Source organism: Micromonospora sp. NPDC049580 (genome assembly GCF_040675595.1).
Classification (GTDB): Bacteria; Actinomycetota; Actinomycetes; order Mycobacteriales; family Micromonosporaceae; genus Micromonospora.
In genome coordinates this window covers 16,866-34,538 of the sequence record NZ_JBFAPG010000008.1, presented here as the reverse complement: position 1 = coordinate 34,538, position 17,673 = coordinate 16,866, and the positions used below count along the sequence as shown (strand labels likewise).

The window sequence follows — 17,673 nt, the reverse complement described above, 5'->3', positions numbered from 1 at the left end:
GCCGGAGCCACCGGGCGCCTTCCGCGCGAGCCCGAGGACGGTGCGGCGTGAGGGTCGCCGAGGCGTGGCGGGTCGCGCTGGACGCGCTCCGGGCCAACCGGCTGCGCAGCTCGCTCACCATGCTCGGCGTGATCATCGGGGTGGCCTCGGTGGTGCTGCTGGTCGCCATCGGCACCGGCACCAAGCAGAAGGTGGAGCAGCAGGTCGAAGGGCTCGGCTCCAACCTGCTGCTGGTCGTCCCCGGCAAGATCGAGGTGGGCACCGCGCCGGTCGTGTCGCCGTTGACGCTCAAGGACGTGGACGCGGTCTCCCGGGTCGTCGGCGATCCCGATCGGGTCGCGGTCACCGTCGCCTCCGGGGCGACCGCACGGGCCGGCGCCCGCTCCGACTTCACCACTGTCCAGGGCGTGCTGGAGACCACCCCGACGGTGTTCACCCGGTCGCTGGCCCGGGGCCGCTACCTCACCGGCACGGACGTCGACACCAGCCGGCGGGTAGCGGTCCTCGGTGACTCGGTGGCCCGCGCGTTGTTCCCCGACCGAGATCCCCTGGGTCAGCAGGTGACCCTCGCCGGGGTGCGGTTCCGGGTCATCGGCGTCTTCGCGCCCCTCGGGCAGAGCCTCGGCGTCGACCGGGACGACGAGGTGCACGTGCCGGTCACCGCGGCGCAGCGCCTGTGGGGCACCCAGCGGGTGGACGGCATCGCGGTGAAGGCGCCCGACCGGGAGCGCATCGACGAGCTGGGCGAGCGCATCGTCGCCGAGCTGAACCGCCGCCACCCCGACACCGAGTTCAGCGCGGTCACGCAGCAGCAGATCCTCGGTGTGCTCGGCGACATTCTCGGTGTCCTCACCGGCGTGCTCGCCGCCATCGCCGGCATCTCGCTGCTCGTCGGCGGCGTCGGCGTCTCCAACATCATGCTGGTCAGCGTCCGGGAACGGACCCGGGAGATCGGGCTGCGCAAGGCCGTCGGCGCCCGGCCCCGCGACATCGGCGTGCAGTTCCTGCTGGAGGCGGTGTTGCTCACCACGATCGGCGGGTTGACCGGGATGGCGCTGGGCGTGGGCACCGCCCTGCTGGTGGACGCGTTGTCACCGATCCCGGCGGCGATCACCTGGTGGTCGTTGGCGCTGGCCTTCGGTGTGTCGGCGGCGGTGGGGATCGTCTTCGGGGTGGTTCCCGCGCAGCGCGCCGGCCGGCTCGACCCGGTGGTGGCGCTGCGCGCCGAGTGAGATCGGGCCGGGCCAATCGGACGACCGGCGCAGGCGGGGGGATAGCGGGAGCGCGGATCGGGTGAACCGACGATCTGGGCATGATCAGTTGTACGAAGGGATCGCGCCGGTCACAGCCGCCCCGCTACCGTACTGGTAACACGCGCGTCGCCGCCCGGCCCGGAGCATCCGTCGGGTTGGCACGCGCCGGGCATGGGATGGGTCGGTGAGCCATGGCCGGGTCGCAGTCCGATGGACGGCTGTCGGAGGTCAAGTTCCTGACCGTCGCGGAGGTGGCGACGGTCATGCGAGTGTCAAAGATGACTGTCTATCGCCTCGTGCACAGCGGTGAGCTCACCGCCGTCCGGGTGGGGCGGTCGTTCCGGGTGCCCGAGCACGCGGTGCACGAATACCTGCGGGGCGCGTTTCAGGAAACCGCCTGAGCCACCGGTCCGCCGATCGAGTGCCACGTAGGCGGCATGGACGGGGGCGCGTTGGTCCTGCTGACGCTCTCCGGCTACCCTGGAGCCCGACCGAGACCCCACCGGTGCGCCCTGCCGCCCAGACCGGTCCGGTCCGTTGTCCGCATGCGGTCGCCGTCGCCACCTGCGTGGTGTCATCCGGTCCGCCCCGCACGTTGTATCGAAAGGCTGTCGTATGGGCTCGGTGGTCAAGAAGCGCCGTAAGCGCATGGCTAAGAAGAAGCACCGCAAGCTGCTGCGCAAGACCCGCGTCCAGCGTCGCCGTCTCGGCAAGTGATCGTCGTCGGGCGCTGAGCCCGGCATAAGGCCTCACTTGCCAAACTGTCGACCCCCGGAGGCTCAGGTGATCAGGCCGTGGTCGTCCCGGCTCGATCCCTCCTGTCGGCGTAGGTGCGTCAGATGACCCCCGGAAGCACCTCAGGTGCTCCGGGGGTCGTCGTCGTCACCGGGGTCGGTCGGTACCTGGGCGCGCACGTGGCTGCCCGGCTGGCCGCCGACCCCCGCATCGAGCGGGTCATCGGCGTGGACGCGCCGGAGCCGGGCGCCGAGTTCACCGATCTGCTGGACCGGGTCGAGCGGATTCGCGTCGACCCGGGGTCGCTCGTCGGGCTCCTCGCCGACCTGGAGGTCGACGCGGTGGTGCACCTCGCGTTGGTCAGCGCCCCCGACCAGCAGCACGGCGGCCGGTCGGCCATGAAGGACCAGAACGTCATCGGCACCATGCAACTGCTCGCCGCCTGCCAACGGGCGCCCCGTCTGCGCAAGCTCGTGGTCCGGTCGTCGACCGCCGCGTACGGGGTGTCGTTCCGCGATCCGGCGGTGTTCACCGAGGAGACCGAGCCGCGCGAGGTGCCGCGCGGCGGTTTCGGCCGCGACATCCTCGACGTCGAGGGGTACGTTCGCGGCTTCCGCCGCCGCCGGGCCGACGTGACCGCCACGGTGCTGCGTTTCGCTCCGTTCATCGGTTCGACCGCCGACACGACGTTGACGCGCTACTTCGCGCAGCCGTTCGTGCCGACCGTCTTCGGCCGCGATCCCCGGTTGCAGTTCCTGCACTTCGACGACGCGTTGGAGGTGCTGCACCGGTCGATCGTGGAGGATCACCCCGGCACCTACAACGTCGCCGGTCCGGGGGTGCTGTCGCTGTCCCAGGCGATCCGGCGGGCCGGTCGGGTGGCCGTGCCGGTGCTGGAGCCGGGTCTCTCGGGCGCCGCTGCGCTGGCCCGCACCATGGGGTTCGGCCGCTACGGCCTGGACCAGGTCGATCTTTTCGTGCACGGGCGGGTCGTCGACACCACGCGCCTTGAACAGGAGTACGGCTTCACACCCCGCTCCACCGCCGCCGCGTTCGACGACTTCATCCGCGCCCACAACGGTGGGGTGGTGCTCAGCCGGGGTCAGTTGGCCGCCGCCGAGCAGTTGGTCCTGGACGGCATCCGGCAGGTCCGTGCCGCGGTGCGGGAGCGGTCGTCATGAGCGCGCGGCGTGCGCCGGTTGGGCGAGCCCCGCGGTCGCGAACCGAGGTGGCGTCATGACCGGGCCGACGCAGGGGCGCGAGCCGGCGGGCATGGGGCCGTTCGACGTACCGCCGGGGCCACCCGTGCCGGACGCGGAGCCGGCGCGGCGCAACGGCCACCGGCCGGCGAGCCGGCTCACGCCGGCCGGGACGCCGCGCGACGAGGTCGACACCGCGACCGACGAGCCGGCGGTGGCGGGCGGCGACCCGGCCGCCGACGAGGTCGACACGACGACCGACGAGCCGGCGGGCGGGGGCGTCCCGCCCACCGCGGGCGGGGCGGGCGGCACCGGTCCGGCGGTGCCGGATCGGCCCGGCGACCAGTGGGACCGCCGGGTCGCGAACGGGCTGGCGTTCCTGCGTCGGCGGCTGGCCGGTGACTACGAGGTCGACGAGTTCGGGTTCGACCCGGACCTGACCGACGCGGTCTTCCACCCGCTGCTGCGGCTGCTCTATCGGGACTGGTTCCGTACCGAGGTCAGCGGGGTCGAGCACGTCCCCGTCGACGGGCCCGCGCTGGTGGTCGGCAACCACTCCGGCACCGTCGCCCTGGACGCGCTGATCCTCTCGGCGGCGTTGCACGACAAGCACCCCGCTCACCGCTACCTGCGCCTGCTCGGCGCCGACCTGGTCTTCCGGATGCCGGTGGTGTCGGAGATCGCCCGCAAGACCGGCGGCACGGTGGCCTGCAACCCGGACGCCGAGCGGCTGCTCGGCGGTGGTGACCTGGTCGGTGTGTTCCCCGAGGGGTTCAAGGGCGTCGGCAAGCTCTACGCCGACCGGTACAAGCTGCAACGGTTCGGTCGGGGCGGCTTCGTCTCGGCGGCGCTGCGCACCGGCACGCCGATCGTTCCGGTCGCCATCGTCGGCGGCGAGGAGATCTACCCGATGCTCGCCGACATCAAGCCCGTGGCTCGGCTGCTCAAGCTGCCGTATTTCCCGGTCACGCCGACCTTCCCCTGGCTCGGGCCGCTGGGCATGGTGCCGTTGCCCAGCAAATGGCTGATCGAGTTCTGCCCGCCGATCCCCACCGCGCACCTGACCGACTCGGCGGACGACCCGCTGGTGGTCTTCAACCTCGCCGACCAGGTGCGGGAGACCATCCAGCAGACCCTGCACTCGCTGCTGGAACGGCGACCCGACCCCTTCGGGCCGTAGGGCCGACGGTCAGCTGGCGCGGCGGCGGCGCTGCAACGCCAGGCCGGCGGTGACCGCGCCGGCGACCAGACCGGCCGCCGCCGTCGACGGTACGGCGATCTTGACGGCCCGACGGCCGGTGCGGAAGTCCCGCACCTCCCAGCCGTGCTGCCGGGCCTGCCGCAGCAGGGTGCCGTCCGGGTTGACCGCCACCGCCCGGCCCACCGAGCGGAGCAGCGGCAGGTCGTTGGCCGAGTCGCTGTAGGCCGCGCAGCGGCTCAGGTCCAGCCCTTCCACGGCGGCGAGCTGGGTGACCGCCTCGGCCTTCGCCGGCCCGTGCATGAGGTCGCCCACCAACCGCCCGGTGTACGCCCCGGCCCGCACCTCGGCCACCGTGCCGATCGCGCCGGTCAGGCCAAGTCGGGTGGCGATCACCCGGCCGATCTCCACCGGGGCGGCGCTGACCAGCCACACGCGCTGACCGGCGTCCAGGTGGCGCTGGGCGAGCTGCCGGGTGCCGGCCCAGATCCGAGGGGCCATCAGCTCGTCGAAGATCTCCTCCGAGAGGCGTTCGACGTCGTCCACCCGCCACCCCTCGACGAAGGCGAGCGCGGCGTCCTTCGCCTGGGACATGTCCCCGGCGTGCTCGCGGGCGAGCAGCCGGAACCGGAGCTGCTGCCAGGCGAAGCGGGCCAGGTCGGCGGTCGTGAAGTAGTTTCGGGCGGCGAGCCCGCGGGCGAACCAGTAGATCGACGCGCCCTGCATCATCGTGTTGTCGACGTCGAAGAACGCCGCGGCGGCCGGGTCCGGTGCGGGTGGGGTCACCGGCGCCAGCGCGGTCTCCGCCCACCCGGCGGTGTGACCGTGAGCGTCGGTGCTGACCGTCACCTTGCGGCTGCGCGCCACGCGACTCCTCTCCTGACCAGGTACGACGGATGCCTCCAGCGAGGGTAGCCGGAGCGCACGGTCGACCGGCCGGACCACAGGGAACTGTGGCCCGGCCGGTCAGACGTGCGGTATGGCGGTCCCGGGGCTGGCGGGTCAGCGCTCGCCGGGGCAGGTGGTCGGAGTGGGTCCGAGCGCGTCGCTGCCGGTCGGTGCCGGCAGGCCGCAGGCGATCGCCGCGCGTACCGAGTCCGAGCGCTCACGGATGCTGTCCAGCAGGGCCAGCGACCTCCGGGTCCGTTCGCGGTCGGCCCGGCTGGCGCCGTCGAGCAGGTTGGTCACCGCCCGGCGCTGGCTGGCGACGAACGTGTTGACGGTGTCCAGGCTGGCCGGCTCGGCCCGCTGCACGGCGGCGGCGGTGAGCAGGCGGATACCCTGCCGGGTGTCGGCGTCCATGTCGTCGAGGACGGCGCTGTAGCCGATGCGGTCGCCGCGCAGTTCGGCTGCTTCGCCGAGCCTGGTCCGGGCGAAGTCCAGGAACAGCTGGCCGCGGCTGACGTCCGAGCTGGCCAGGGCGAGCTGGGCCCGCTCGGTGGAGCGCTTCATGCCGTACAGCGCGTCGCCGGGAACGGCGTTCTCGCTGGCGGCGGAGATCCCGGAGACGGCGATGGCGCCGGCGGCGATGCCGACCAGGATCGCGCCCCGGGCGCGGGCCCGCCGGGCGGTGACCGCGGGTAGCAGAGAGCCGCGGCTCGTGGCCGCGGCCCGCGGGGCAGCCGGCTCGGCCGTCGCCGGTGGGGTGCCCATTCCCTCGCGCTCGGCGGTGGCGAGCAGCATCGCTCGCAGGCCGGTGCGGAACTCGGGGTCCACCTCGGCCGTGGGGGGATCGACGCTGAGCCGCTGACCCACTGCGACGAGCGGGGCCAGTTGGCTGTCCACCCGGGACCGCACGTGGTGCCGCCGGCCGCCGTTGGCCTCGTCGAGAAGCTGCGCGAAGCGCTCGGCGCGCCGGCGGGAGAAGAGGATGTCGTCCACCGCAGGCACCTCCTCTCGCTGGTCACGGCCGGTCGGCCGCCATAGTTGCCAGCGACCGGGCGGCGGTGTGACACCACGGAGGTGAGGTGCCGTCCGGCGTGCCGGTCGGACCTCGGTGCCCCGGGCCTGCCGGGACAACCACCGGTCGCACCCGGAGAAACGCGGCGGACCGGGCACGGGTTACGGGCCTGGCGGGGCGGAAATCACAGAAAGTGATCGCCGTCACCGGGTGCGACCGGGCCTGAGCTGCCGAGACATTGATCGACGCTCGTCGGCCCCGCCGCCGAGAATCACGGCTGGAAGCCGTCGGGCAGAAGCCGTGCCAGGGCGCGAACGGCCCGGTACTGCAGGGCCTTGATGGCACCCTCGTTCTTGCCCATCGCGCGGGCTGTCTCGGCGACCGAGAAGCCCTGGAGGAACCGGAGCACGATGCACTCCTGCTGCTCCGGGTTGAGCTGCTTGACGGCGGTGAGCAGGGCGACGTTGGTGATGTGTTCGACCACCGCGGCTTCCGGGCTGCCCTCCGGGCCCCGGTCCTCGCGGTCGGCGTCGAGCACGTCGCCGGTGGTGACCTCCAGCCGGTACCGGCCGGACTTGAAGTGGTCCGCGACCAGGTTGCGGGCGATCGTCACCAGCCAGGCGCCGAGGTCGCGGCCCTGCCAGGTGAAGCTGCCGATCCGCTTGAGAGCGCGCAGGAACGTGTCCGAGGTGAGGTCCTCGGCGAGCTGGCGGTTGCCGACCCGGAAGTAGACGAACCGGAAGACGGTGTCGACGTACCGGTCGTAGATGAGGCCGAACGCCTCGGACTCGCCAGCCTGCGCCCGCTCGACAAGCGTCCAGACCTCGGTGGCCGGGTCGGACGGGTCCGGGCGGCTGGGGAAGCCGGTCGGGGTGGTCGGGGTGGTCGGAGTGGCGGCCGGGACCGCCGGGATCACCGCCGTCTCGCCCGCCGTCGGATCGGTGGCCGCCGTCGGCGCGTCGCCGACCCGACGGCCCTGGGAGGGCATGGTCGGTCGGGCCGGTGCGGCGACACGGCCACCGGTCGGCATCGCGTTGCCACCCGGGACCGCCGGTCTCGGTGGTGGCTCGTTGGTGTGTGGGCGGTTGCGGGTCCGCTGGGCGGCGTTGTCGCCACGCATCGCGGCGTGCGGGTCGCCCAGCGGCGCGCGGGCCGCCGGTCGTTCGTTGACCGGGGAGCGGGTCGTCTGGCCAGTCAGGCCGACCGGGCGTTCCGCGTATCCGAAGGTGGTCACCGCGCGGCCCCCGTCCCGTTGGTGGCCGGCCGGGCTGGTTTACGGGTCGTCGGTGCGGACCGACCGGGCAACCGGTCGGGCAGGACGGTTCCGGGGTGTGCCGACGGGCGGCAGTTCCCCTTGAGGTGCTGGTCCAATGCGCTCACAGGCACGGGGGCCTCCTCGGGCTGAGGGGTGTCGACTCACGGCAAATGGGGTGAGCCGACCCGAGTGATAATAGGGCCAACGTCACCCGCGCGTGGCAAGTCCGTTACACAGGGCGGAAGTATTTCCCGCTGTGTCGCACCGGTGGCGGACCGGTTGTCCGTCGTGTGCGTTTGACTTTGACCCGGGCCGGTGGTCCTGGATGGATCCCCAGGTCGGGGGCAGTTTGGCCGATCGGCCGCGCCGTCCCGGCCGGCCGCCGCGTGGGCCGGGCCGAAGCGTCGGCCGGCCCACCACCCGTCCCATCGGCCGGACTCGATCGGAGTGTCGACGACACCGCGACTGTCCCATTGACGGGACGCCGGGCAGCCCTGGCGGCCCGACCGTCGGGCGTGGCCTGTCGACCGCCGCTGTGCCAGACTCGACCACCGTGCAGGACTTCTCGGCAGACCCCGCGCCGAACCTCGCCGACCGGGTCCATCGGGCGGCTCTCGACCACGGTGACCGGCCCGCGCTGTACTGGCGGGAGGGGCGCGTCACCTGGTCCGAACTGGACGCCGCCGTGACCGCCGCCGCGCACGGCCTCGCCGCCGCCGTGCCACCCACCGACCCGGGTGGCCCGCCGCCGCGGGTCGCGATCGGGCTGCACAACACCCCCGACTTCGTGATCGGCTGGCTCGGCGCACTGCGAGCCGGCCTGGTCGCGGTCCCGGTCAACCCCGGCTTCACCGCCCCGGAGCTGCGGCACGTACTGGCCGACTCCGGCGCGTCCGTGCTCATCGGCACCGAGCGGGTCCGCCGCCTGGTCGCCGAGGTGGCCGCCGACCTGCCCGCGCTCACCGCCGTGCACGACACACCGCCGACCGCCGACGCGCCCGATCCGCGCCCCCGTCCGCGCCGAGGCGGCGACGACCTGGCCGTACTGCTCTACACGTCCGGCACCGAGGGCCGTCCGAAGGGCGCGATGCTCTCGCACCGTGCGCTGCTGGCCAACCACGAACAGGTCGCGGAGATCGAGCCGCCGGTCGTCGGGCCGACGGACACCGTTCTCCTGGCGTTGCCGCTGTTCCACGCGTACGGGCTCAACTCGGTGCTCGGCGCCGTCGTCCACCACGGGGCCACCGGCGTGCTGCTCGACGAGCCGGGGCCCACTGCAGGGCTCGCCGAGATCGCCCGGCACCGGGTCAGCGTGCTGGTCGGCGTACCGTCGATGTTCCTGGCCTGGGCCGACGCCGACGCGGTCCGCGCGGCGACCGTGTCGGTGCGCGTGGCGGTGTGCGGCGCGGCGCCGCTGGATCCCCCGGTCGCGGCGCGCTTCACCGAGGCCACCGGTCATCAGGTGCACGTCGGGTACGGCCTCACCGAGACCGCGCCGGTGCTCACCTCCACCCTGGTCGGTCCGGTGGTCAAGCCCGGCTCGATCGGCCGGCCGCTGCCCGGCGTGGAGCTGCGCCTGGTCGGCCCGACCGGGGAGGACCTGTGGCGCGACGGCCAGGCGGTCCCCGACGACGACCCGGACGAGCTGGACATCTCCGATGTCGCCCCGGGCACCGACCCGGGGCAGATCGTCGTTCGCGGGCGCAACCTCTTCGGCGGCTACTGGCCCGACGGGCGCGACGGCCCGGACGACGACGGCTGGTGGGGCACCGGTGACATCGCGTACGCCGACGAGGACGGTGACCTCTTCCTGGTCGACCGGCTCGGGGAGTTGATCCTGGTCAACGGGTTCAACGTGTATCCCCACGAGGTCGAGCTGGTGCTCGCCGGGCACCCCGGGGTGGTCGAGTCGGCGGTACTGGGTGTGCCGCACCCGCGGACCGGCGAGACTGTGCGGGCGTACGTGGTGCCGGTGCAGGGCCGACCGGTGACCAGCGAGGAGCTGCTCGCCCACTGCGCACGCAACCTGGCCCGGTTCAAGTGCCCCACCGCTGTCGAGTTCGTCGACGCCCTGCCGCACTCGGCGATCGGCAAGGTACGCAAGACCCAGCTCCGGTCGGCGACGCCGACCGACCGCACGGAGGTAATCGATGGCCACTGACGCCCGACTCGCCCTGATCACCCGACCCGGCTGCCACCTGTGCGACGACGCCAAGGTGGCGCTCGACCGGGTGGTCGCGGTGACCGGCGACAAGTGGGTCGAGTGGGACGTCACCGGCGACGAGGAGCTGGAACGGGAGTACGGCGACCGCCTGCCGGTGGTGCTGCTCGACGGCAAGGAGCACGGCTACTGGCGGGTGGAGGAGGAGCGGCTGCTGCGGGACCTGACCACCCCGCAGCTCTGAGCGGTGCCTATGGTGCTCTGATGACCCCTGCGCAACCCCACCTGGTCTGGGACTGGAACGGCACCCTGCTCAACGACCTCAGCCTGGTGGTGGCCGCCACCAACGCCGCGTTCGCCAGCGTGGGCGGGCCGACGGTCACCCTCGACGAGCACCGGACGCGGTTCCGCCGGCCGATCGCCGACTACTACGCCGAGGTGCTCGGTCAGGCCGTCGACGACGACGCGTTCGGCCGCCTCGACCGGATCTTCCACGACGCGTACCGCAGCGGCCTGACGACCTGCGAGCTGGCTGCCGACGCCCAGTCCGCGATGGCCGCCTGGGAGGGCAGCCAGAGCCTGCTGTCCATGTGGTTCCACGAGGAGCTGGTGCCCACCGTGCACACCTACGGGCTGACCGGCCACTTCACCCGCGTCGACGGCCTGCGGGCCACGGTCGGCGGCGACCGCAAGGCCGAGTCGCTCCGGCGGCACCTGGCCGAGCTGGGCGTGGACGGCAGCGCGGTGGTGCTGATCGGCGACTCCATCGACGACGCGGACGCGGCCCTCGCGGTGGGCGGCCGGGCGGTGCTCTACACCGGCGGCTTCACCGACCCGGCCCGGCTGCGCGCCTCCGGCCACCCGGTCGCCGACACCCTCACCGACGCGGTGGCCCTGGCCGCCCGGGAGGTCAGTTCCGCAGGTAGGTGAGGACGGCCAGCACCCGCCGGTGCTGCTCGGTGTCCGGCGGGAGCGTGAGCTTGGTGAAGATGTTGCGCACGTGCTTCTCCACCGCGCCGTCGCTGACCACCAGGGCGCGGGCGATGGCCGTGTTCGACCGGCCCTCGGCCATCAGGGCGAGCACCTCCCGCTCGCGCGGGGTCAACTCGCGCAACGGGTCGTCGCGGCGGCGTCGGGCGAAGAGCTGGCCGACCACGTCCGGGTCGAGCACCGTGCCGCCGCCGGCCACCCGACGCAGCGCGTCCAGGAACTCGTCGATCGCGGCCACCCGGTCCTTGAGCAGGTAGCCGATGCCACCGCCGGCGCCGCCGGTGGTGGCCAGCAGATCATCGGCGTACGAGACCTCGACGTACTGGGAGAGCACCAGGATCGGCGTACGCGGCACCAGCCGCCGCGCCTCCACCGCGGCCCGCAGCCCCTCGTCGGTGTGCGACGGCGGCATCCGGACGTCGACGATCGACACGTCCGGCCGGTGCTCCACCACCGCCTCGACCAGCGCGTCACCGTCCCCGACGGCGGCCACCACCTGGTGCCCGCTCTCGGTCAGCAGCCGCACCAGCCCCTCCCGGAGCAGGACGGCGTCGTCCGCGATCACGATGCGCATGGCTGTGGTGTCTACCACGTCCGGCCCGGCTCTCGTTGGTTCACAGCGGAAGTTCCGCACGGATCTCGGTGGGCCCGCCGCTCGGGCTCACCACGGCCAGCTCCCCGCCGGCCGCCCGGACCCGGTCGGCGATGCCGGCCAGCCCGTGGCCCTTGGCGAGGTGGGCGCCACCCTGCCCGTCGTCGCCCACCCGCACCTGGAGCTGGGCTTCGTGGCGGGCCACGGCGACCACGGCCTCGGTGGCCCGACTGTGCTTGGCGATGTTGGTCAACGCCTCGGCCACCACGAAGTACGCGGTGTTCTCCACCGCCGGATCGAGCCGGCCGCCCGGCGTGCCGAGCTGCCGGTCCACCTGGAGCTCGATGGGGATGAGCCCGCGGCCGGCGAGCGCGGCCAGGGCGCTGGGCAGCCCCCGGTCGACCAGGATCGGCGGGGCGATGCCCCGGGACAGCGCCCGCAGCTCGGCCAGCGTCTCCCGGGTCTGGGTCACCGCCTCGTCGATCGTCCGGCCGGCGGCCTCCGGGTCGGAGGCGAGCTGCATCCGGGCCCGGCTGAGGTCCATCGCGAGCCGGACCAGGCGCTGCTGGGGGCCGTCGTGGATGTCGCGTTCGAGCCGGCGCAGCGCGGACGCCTCGGCGGACACGGCGGCCCGCTTCTGCTCCTCCAGCACGGTGATCCGGTCCCGCATCTCGGCCACCCCGGTCAGCAGGGCCTTGGCGAAGCTGGCCTGGAGCAGCGCGCAGCCCCGGACCACGATCGGCAGCGTGATCAGGAAGAACACCCCGATCGCGGTGGTCACCCCGATCCGGGCCGTGGTCGACTCGCCCAGGCCGAGCAGCTGGGCCAGGTCGCCGTCGCCCTCGCCGCGCGGCAGCGCCCAGTCGTACACCCAGTAGAGGGAGCCGGCAGCCGCGGCGATCCACCAGGCAAGCGTCAGCACGAAGGTGACCAGCGCCACGATCACCCGCAGGATGCCGTGCGCCAGATCGAGCCAGGACTGGGCGTCGCGCATCGGCAGGAAGATCCGCCGCCAGGCGTTCGCGCCCGCCTCGGGCAGTCGGTAGTGCGGGCGGATCCGGGGTTGCCGCAGCACGGCGGGCAGCCGCAGCCGCTCGATGTCGGCCAGCCCTCGGGCCGCGTACAGGGTGCCGCTGAGGATCGGCAGGCCGATCACGGTGACCACCAGGCCGACGCCGGCCACGAGGCCCGCGAGGAGGACGACGAAGCTGGCCACCGCCAGCGGGAGGCCGAGCAGCACGTACCCGGAGTCGACGAAGAGCTGGCGGGGGATGCTCGGTGCCAGCGTCGGATGGTCGCTGGCGGCAACGGCGGTCATAGCCCAAAGGCTAGGCACCTGGGCTCGGTGTCCCCATCCCGAAGCCCCGCCTCTCCCTCGTAGTGCTGTCCCTACCGTCGCCCGTGACCAGGGGCCCTACCGCCGTCGGGACCGGCCGACGCGGGATTGGTCAGAGAAGTCGGGATTGAGCAATAATCGCCCAGGTGGCGGGCGCGCAGGGCCGGTCAATCGATCTTGTGGAATGGAGGTGCTGGTGGGGTCGCGTCCCGGAGCGACAAGATCGCGATTTGTGCACGTCTTCACAAGCGCCTACTCTCTAGTTCCGACGCGCCCTGCTAGCACAGCCGGCAACCTCGGTCGCCAGCGGGAGTCCATAAGCGGCCGACCAGCGGAGTTGGCCGAGGATCGCACCGCACGGAGTCTCATGAGTCAGCACCGTCACCCAGGTGCGCCCGGCCGCGCCGGTGCCGTACCGGCGCTCCCGGACCTTCCCGAGGCGACCGTCGCTCGGCTCCCGGAATACCTGCGCGCGCTGCACAACCTCGCCGACGCCGGGCACGAGACGATCTCCAGCGAGGGCCTCTCGGCCGCCGCCGGGGTGAACTCCGCCAAGCTCCGCAAGGACCTCTCCCACCTCGGCTCGTACGGCACCCGGGGCGTCGGCTACGACGTCGCGTTGCTGATCGAGCAGATCGAGTACGTGCTCGGGCTCACTCAGCGTCGCGCGGTCGCCCTGGTCGGCGTGGGTAATCTCGGTCACGCTCTGGCCGGCTACGACGGCTTCGCCAGCCGGGGCTTCCGGATCGCCGCACTGCTCGACGCCGATCCCTCCCGGGTCGGCGAGGAGATCAACGGCCTGGTTGTCCGGCATGTCGACGAGCTGCCGGCGGTCGCCACGGAGGAATCCATCGCGATCGGCGTGATCGCCACCCCGGCCGCCGCGGCCCAGCGGGTCGCCGATCAGCTGGTCGCGGTCGGCGTGACGAGCATCCTCAACTTCGCGCCGTGCGTACTCTCTGTTCCGGAGGGGGTCGACGTGCGCAAGGTCGACCTCGCCATCGAGCTGCAGATTCTGTCCTTCCACGAGCACCGCAAGGCGTCGCTGACCGCGCTGCCCGCCACCGGCGGGTCCGCTCTCACGGCCCTGCCCGGCGGGCTCGCGGCCACCGACACCCAGGAGGCGATCGGCACGTGAAACTGCTCGTCGTCGGCGCGTCCTACCGGACCGCCCCGGTCGCCACGCTGGAGCAGCTGGCCGTGCCCCCCGCCGACCTCACCCGCACCCTGGACCGCCTGGTCGCCCAGCCGTACGTGAGCGAGGCGGTGCTCGTCTCCACCTGCAACCGGGTGGAGGTCTACGCCGCCGTGTCCGGATTCCACGGCGGGCTCGGCGACATCTGCGCCGTCCTGGCCGAGCAGGCCGGCAGCTCGCCGGCGGCGCTCGCCAGCCACCTCTACGTGCACTACGACACCGCCGCCGTGGACCACGTCTTCCGGGTCGCCACCGGGCTGGACTCGATGGTCGTGGGCGAGGCGCAGATTCTCGGCCAGCTGCGTGACGCGTACCACTGGGCCACCGGCGCCGACTCGGCCGGCCGCCTGCTGCACGAGCTGATGCAGCAGGCGCTGCGCGTCGGCAAGCGGGCGCACGCCGAGACCGGCATCGACCGGGCCGGCCAGAGCGTGGTCACCGCTGCTCTGGAGCTGGCCGCCGGGCACCTCGACGGCAGCCTCGCCGGCCACCCGGCCCTGGTGATCGGGGCCGGCGCGATGGGGTCGCTCGGGGTGGCCACGCTGTCCCGGCAGGGCGCCGGGCCGCTCACGGTCACCAACCGGGGCGCCGACCGGGCCGTCCGGCTCGCCGAGTCGTACGGGGCGGACGCCGCGCCGATGACCGAGCTGGCCGCCACGCTCTCCACAGTGGACATCGTAGTGGCCGCCACCGCGTCGACTGAACCGGTCCTCACCCGGGCGGTGGTCAGCGCCGCGCTCGCCGAGCGGGGCCCCGCGCGGGGTCCGCTGGTCCTGCTCGACCTGGCCGTCCCCCGCGACGTCGAGGAGGGCGTCGCCGACCTGCCCGGCGTCGAGGTGATCGACATCGACCGGATGGCGGCGCTGCTCGCCGACGGCCCGGCCGCGGCGGACGCCGCCGCCGTCGAGCGGATCGTGCTCGGCGAGGTGGAGAGCTTCCTCACCTGGCTGCGCGGCGCCGACGTGGCGCCCACCGTGGCGGCGCTGCGCGGTCGCGCCGACGACGTCGTCACCGCCGAGCTGCGTCGTCTGGCCCAGCGCCGCCCCGACCTCGGCGACGACCTGCGGGCCGAGGTGGCCCGTACGGTGCACCGCGTGGTGCAGCGACTGCTGCACCAGCCCACCGTCAAGGTCCGCCAACTGGCGGCCGAGCCCGGTGGCGACCAGTACGCGGCGCTGCTGCGCGAGCTGTTCGACCTCCAGGTGCCGCAGACCTCGCCGGTGGACACCGTCCCCGACGTGCTGACTCCCGCCAACTACCCGGTGACCGGCGCCGACGCCACCGAGCAGATCCCGCCCACCGGAGGTGCGCGATGACCGCCCCCCTGCGCCTCGGCACCCGGGGCAGCGCTCTGGCGCTGGCCCAGTCCGGCCAGGTCGCCGAGGCGTTGACCGTCGCCACCGGCCGCCCGGTCGAGCTGGTCGAGGTGGTCACCGCCGGCGATCGCTCCAGCGCGCCGGTGCACCGGCTCGGCGTCGGGGTGTTCGTCTCCGCGCTGCGTGACGCGCTGACCGCCCGGACGATCGACTTCGCCGTGCACTCCTACAAGGATCTGCCCACGGCCGGTGCCGCCGGGCTGCACATCGCGGCCGTGCCGGCCCGACAGGACCCGCGCGACGCGCTGATCGCCCAGGGCGGGCGGACGCTCGCCGAGCTGCCGCCCGGCGCCACCGTGGGCACCGGCGCGCTGCGCCGCATCGCCCAGCTGCACGCTCTCGGGCTGCAACTGGAGGTCACCCCGATCCGCGGCAACATCGACACCCGCCTGGCGCGGGTGCTCGGCCCCGAGGCCGACCTCGACGCGGTCGTGCTGGCCCGGGCCGGACTGGCCCGGATCGGCCGGACCGACGCGATCACCGAGACGCTCGACCCGATGCTCATGCTGCCCGCGCCCGCCCAGGGCGCGCTGGCCGTGGAGTGCCGGGTCGACGACCAGGAGCTGGTCGAGCTGCTCGGGACGCTCGACCACGCACCGTCGCGCGCCGCGGTCACCGCGGAGCGCGCGTTGCTGGCAACCCTGGAGGCCGGGTGCAGCGCACCCGTCGCCGCCTATGCCGAACTCGCCGAAGGCGAGACCGGCGATGAGATCTACCTGCGCGGGGCGGTGATCAGCCCGGACGGCACTCGTGACCTCCGGCTGTCCCGCACCGGAACGCCCGCCGACGCGGCGGAGATCGGTAAGGCACTCGCCGCCGAACTCCTCGAACTCGGCGCCGACTCGATCCTCGGCCACGAAGGACACACCGGCCCGGGGACCCAGCAATTTGGGAGCACAGAATGACCCGCACCCGTAAGCCCGTCGGCCGTATCGCGTTCGTCGGGGCTGGCCCCGGTGACCCGGGCCTGCTGACCCGTCGGGCGCACGACGCCCTGGTCGACGCCGACCAGGTGATCTACGACCGGGGAGTCCCCGAGTCGCTGCTCGCCGTCGTCCGCGCCGAGGCCAGAGACGACGCCGAGTTCACCCCGGCCGAAGGCGCGCCGGGGGACGTGGCGAAGGTGCTGATCTCCGCGGCCCGGTCCGGGCTGAACGCGGTGCACCTGGTTGCCGGTGACCCGTTCGGCCACGACTCGGTGGTCAAGGAGGTGCAGGCGGTGGCCCGCACCGCCGCCCACTTCGAGGTGGTGCCGGGCGTCGGCCAGGCCGAGGGCGTCGCCACCTACGCGGGGGTCCCGCTGCCGGGTGTGCGTACCGCCGCCGACGTCGAGGACGTCAGTACGCTGGACTTCGAGGCGCTGGCCGCGGCCGTCGGCCGGGGTTCGCTCGCGCTCGCGGTGGACGCCGGCGACCTCGCCGCCGTCCGGGACGGCCTGCTGGCCGCCGGGGTCGACGGCACCACCGGTGTCGGGGTGACCGGCGACGGCACCGGCGAGACCCAGTACACGACCACGTCGACCGTGGACAGCTTCGTGGCCGCCGCGCTCGGCTTCACCGGCCGGGTGGTGCTCACCGTCGGCGCGGGTGTGGGCCAGCGCGACAAGATGAGCTGGTGGGAGAACCGCCCGCTGTACGGCTGGAAGGTGCTGGTGCCCCGCACCAAGGAGCAGGCCGGCGCGATGAGCGCCCGGCTGCGGGCGTACGGGGCGATCCCGTGCGAGGTGCCGACCATCGCGGTCGAGCCGCCGCGCACCCCGGCGCAGATGGAGCGGGCCGTCAAGGGCCTGGTCGACGGCCGGTACGCCTGGGTGATCTTCACTTCGGTGAATGCGGTCCGCGCGGTCTGGGAGAAGTTCGCCGAGCACGGTCTGGACGCCCGGCACTTCGGCGGCGTCAAGATCGCCTGCATCGGCGAGGCGACCGCGGACGCGGTCCGCGCGTTCGGCATCCAGCCGGAGCTGATCCCCGCCGGGGAGCAGTCCTCCGAGGGGCTGCTGGCCGAGTTCTCGCCGCACGACGAGATCCTCGACCCGGTCGGCCGGGTGCTGCTGCCGCGCGCCGACATCGCCACCGAGACGCTCGCCGCCGGGCTCACCGAGCGCGGCTGGGAGGTCGACGACGTGACCGCGTACCGGACGGTGCGGGCCGCGCCGCCGCCCGCCGAGATCCGGGACGCGATCAAGTCGGGCGGGTTCGACGCGGTCCTCTTCACGTCTTCTTCCACTGTGCGGAACCTGGTCGGCATCGCCGGGAAGCCGCACGCGCGGACCGTTGTTGCCGTGATTGGGCCCAAGACGGCGGAGACCGCGACGGAGTTCGGCCTTCGGGTCGACGTCCAGCCACCGCACGCCTCGGTGCCCGACCTGGTGGAGGCGCTCGCCGCCTACGCCGTCGAGCTGCGCGAGAAGCTGGCCGCCATGCCGGCCAAGCAGCGCCGTGGCTCGAAGGTGCAGGGGCCGACCGCCCTCCGCTTCCGGTAGT

At 73.4% G+C, this 17,673-nt stretch carries 17 protein-coding genes; 12 read left to right on the top strand and 5 right to left on the bottom strand.

Going from position 1 to position 17,673, the window contains the following annotated elements:
* The first annotated feature begins 47 nt into the window (after positions 1–47).
* The 5 genes from AB0J68_RS01690 (at position 48) to AB0J68_RS01670 (ending at position 4,367) form a co-directional block, all read left to right on the top strand.
* A complete protein-coding gene (locus AB0J68_RS01690) occupies positions 48–1,232 on the top strand; it encodes an ABC transporter permease (RefSeq protein ID WP_354854513.1) in 1,185 nt (394 codons plus the stop codon).
* 212 nt (positions 1,233–1,444) lie between these two features.
* Complete coding sequence (locus AB0J68_RS01685; protein ID WP_007465625.1) at positions 1,445–1,654, top strand: helix-turn-helix domain-containing protein; 210 nt, start codon at positions 1,445–1,447, stop codon at positions 1,652–1,654.
* A gap of 214 nt (positions 1,655–1,868) precedes the next feature.
* Positions 1,869–1,970, top strand: a complete 102-nt coding sequence (locus AB0J68_RS01680; protein ID WP_007465623.1) for an AURKAIP1/COX24 domain-containing protein — start codon at positions 1,869–1,871, stop codon at positions 1,968–1,970.
* A gap of 122 nt (positions 1,971–2,092) precedes the next feature.
* Positions 2,093–3,169, top strand: a complete 1,077-nt coding sequence (locus tag AB0J68_RS01675) for an NAD-dependent epimerase/dehydratase family protein (RefSeq protein ID WP_354854512.1) — start codon at positions 2,093–2,095, stop codon at positions 3,167–3,169.
* Positions 3,170–3,509: 340 nt separating this feature from the next.
* Positions 3,510–4,367 carry a lysophospholipid acyltransferase family protein gene (locus tag AB0J68_RS01670; RefSeq protein WP_354854568.1) on the top strand — a complete coding sequence of 286 codons (858 nt, stop codon included), beginning with the start codon at positions 3,510–3,512 and terminating at the stop codon, positions 4,365–4,367.
* 9 nt (positions 4,368–4,376) lie between these two features.
* On the opposite strand, the gene AB0J68_RS01665 is transcribed toward AB0J68_RS01670, so the two are convergent.
* The 3 genes from AB0J68_RS01665 to AB0J68_RS01655 all read right to left on the bottom strand — a co-directional run bounded on the left by AB0J68_RS01665 (position 4,377) and on the right by AB0J68_RS01655 (position 7,519).
* A complete protein-coding gene (locus AB0J68_RS01665) occupies positions 4,377–5,252 on the bottom strand; it encodes an HAD-IB family hydrolase (RefSeq protein WP_363935436.1) in 876 nt (291 codons plus the stop codon).
* 135 nt (positions 5,253–5,387) lie between these two features.
* Positions 5,388–6,275, bottom strand: a complete 888-nt coding sequence (locus AB0J68_RS01660; RefSeq protein WP_354854508.1) for a DUF5667 domain-containing protein — start codon at positions 6,273–6,275, stop codon at positions 5,388–5,390.
* Positions 6,276–6,556: 281 nt separating this feature from the next.
* Positions 6,557–7,519: an ECF subfamily RNA polymerase sigma factor, BldN family gene (locus AB0J68_RS01655; protein WP_354854506.1), complete on the bottom strand. Its 963-nt coding sequence runs from the start codon at positions 7,517–7,519 to the stop codon at positions 6,557–6,559.
* A gap of 556 nt (positions 7,520–8,075) precedes the next feature.
* On the opposite strand from AB0J68_RS01655, the gene AB0J68_RS01650 reads away from it, so the two are divergent.
* From AB0J68_RS01650 to AB0J68_RS01640, 3 genes are read left to right on the top strand one after another with little or no spacing between them, the layout of a single operon-like run.
* Positions 8,076–9,701: an AMP-binding protein gene (locus tag AB0J68_RS01650; protein ID WP_363935434.1), complete on the top strand. Its 1,626-nt coding sequence runs from the start codon at positions 8,076–8,078 to the stop codon at positions 9,699–9,701.
* Positions 9,691–9,945, top strand: a complete 255-nt coding sequence (locus AB0J68_RS01645; protein ID WP_354854503.1) for a glutaredoxin family protein — start codon at positions 9,691–9,693, stop codon at positions 9,943–9,945. Before AB0J68_RS01650 ends, AB0J68_RS01645 begins: the two co-directional genes overlap by 11 nt.
* A gap of 20 nt (positions 9,946–9,965) precedes the next feature.
* Positions 9,966–10,631 carry an HAD hydrolase-like protein gene (locus tag AB0J68_RS01640; RefSeq protein ID WP_354854501.1) on the top strand — a complete coding sequence of 222 codons (666 nt, stop codon included), beginning with the start codon at positions 9,966–9,968 and terminating at the stop codon, positions 10,629–10,631.
* On the opposite strand, the gene AB0J68_RS01635 is transcribed toward AB0J68_RS01640, so the two are convergent.
* Both AB0J68_RS01635 and AB0J68_RS01630 read right to left on the bottom strand, forming a co-directional pair.
* On the bottom strand, positions 10,612–11,265 hold the full coding sequence (locus AB0J68_RS01635) for a response regulator transcription factor (RefSeq protein WP_354854500.1): 654 nt from the start codon (positions 11,263–11,265) through the stop codon (positions 10,612–10,614). The genes AB0J68_RS01640 and AB0J68_RS01635 overlap by 20 nt on opposite strands.
* A 40-nt stretch (positions 11,266–11,305) precedes the next feature.
* A complete protein-coding gene (locus tag AB0J68_RS01630) occupies positions 11,306–12,601 on the bottom strand; it encodes a sensor histidine kinase (RefSeq protein ID WP_363935432.1) in 1,296 nt (431 codons plus the stop codon).
* 385 nt (positions 12,602–12,986) lie between these two features.
* On the opposite strand from AB0J68_RS01630, the gene AB0J68_RS01625 reads away from it, so the two are divergent.
* From AB0J68_RS01625 to AB0J68_RS01610, 4 genes are read left to right on the top strand one after another with little or no spacing between them, the layout of a single operon-like run.
* The gene (locus AB0J68_RS01625; RefSeq protein ID WP_234582375.1) at positions 12,987–13,757 is read left to right on the top strand and encodes a redox-sensing transcriptional repressor Rex; all 771 of its coding nucleotides are present in this window, start codon (positions 12,987–12,989) and stop codon (positions 13,755–13,757) included.
* Positions 13,754–15,130 carry a glutamyl-tRNA reductase gene (locus AB0J68_RS01620; protein WP_354854496.1) on the top strand — a complete coding sequence of 459 codons (1,377 nt, stop codon included), beginning with the start codon at positions 13,754–13,756 and terminating at the stop codon, positions 15,128–15,130. The genes AB0J68_RS01625 and AB0J68_RS01620 overlap by 4 nt, the downstream gene beginning before the upstream one ends.
* Positions 15,127–16,095, top strand: a complete 969-nt coding sequence (gene hemC / locus AB0J68_RS01615; RefSeq protein WP_354854494.1) for a hydroxymethylbilane synthase — start codon at positions 15,127–15,129, stop codon at positions 16,093–16,095. Before AB0J68_RS01620 ends, hemC begins: the two co-directional genes overlap by 4 nt.
* Complete coding sequence (locus AB0J68_RS01610; RefSeq protein WP_354854492.1) at positions 16,092–17,672, top strand: uroporphyrinogen-III synthase; 1,581 nt, start codon at positions 16,092–16,094, stop codon at positions 17,670–17,672. The genes hemC and AB0J68_RS01610 overlap by 4 nt, the downstream gene beginning before the upstream one ends.
* Position 17,673 lies beyond the last annotated feature (1 nt).

Excerpts from the sequence above, each read along its gene's own strand:
- AB0J68_RS01685 (WP_007465625.1), top strand. The coding sequence starts at position 1,445 with ATGGCCGGGTCGCAGTCCGATGGACGGCTGTCGGAGGTCAAGTTCCTG.
- AB0J68_RS01680 (WP_007465623.1), top strand. The coding sequence starts at position 1,869 with ATGGGCTCGGTGGTCAAGAAGCGCCGTAAGCGCATGGCTAAGAAGAAG.
- AB0J68_RS01675 (WP_354854512.1), top strand. The coding sequence starts at position 2,093 with ATGACCCCCGGAAGCACCTCAGGTGCTCCGGGGGTCGTCGTCGTCACC.
- AB0J68_RS01645 (WP_354854503.1), top strand. The coding sequence starts at position 9,691 with ATGGCCACTGACGCCCGACTCGCCCTGATCACCCGACCCGGCTGCCAC.
- AB0J68_RS01640 (WP_354854501.1), top strand. The coding sequence starts at position 9,966 with ATGACCCCTGCGCAACCCCACCTGGTCTGGGACTGGAACGGCACCCTG.
- AB0J68_RS01635 (WP_354854500.1), bottom strand. The coding sequence starts at position 11,265 with ATGCGCATCGTGATCGCGGACGACGCCGTCCTGCTCCGGGAGGGGCTG.
- AB0J68_RS01630 (WP_363935432.1), bottom strand. The coding sequence starts at position 12,601 with ATGACCGCCGTTGCCGCCAGCGACCATCCGACGCTGGCACCGAGCATC.
- AB0J68_RS01625 (WP_234582375.1), top strand. The coding sequence starts at position 12,987 with ATGAGTCAGCACCGTCACCCAGGTGCGCCCGGCCGCGCCGGTGCCGTA.
- hemC (WP_354854494.1), top strand. The coding sequence starts at position 15,127 with ATGACCGCCCCCCTGCGCCTCGGCACCCGGGGCAGCGCTCTGGCGCTG.
- AB0J68_RS01610 (WP_354854492.1), top strand. The coding sequence starts at position 16,092 with ATGACCCGCACCCGTAAGCCCGTCGGCCGTATCGCGTTCGTCGGGGCT.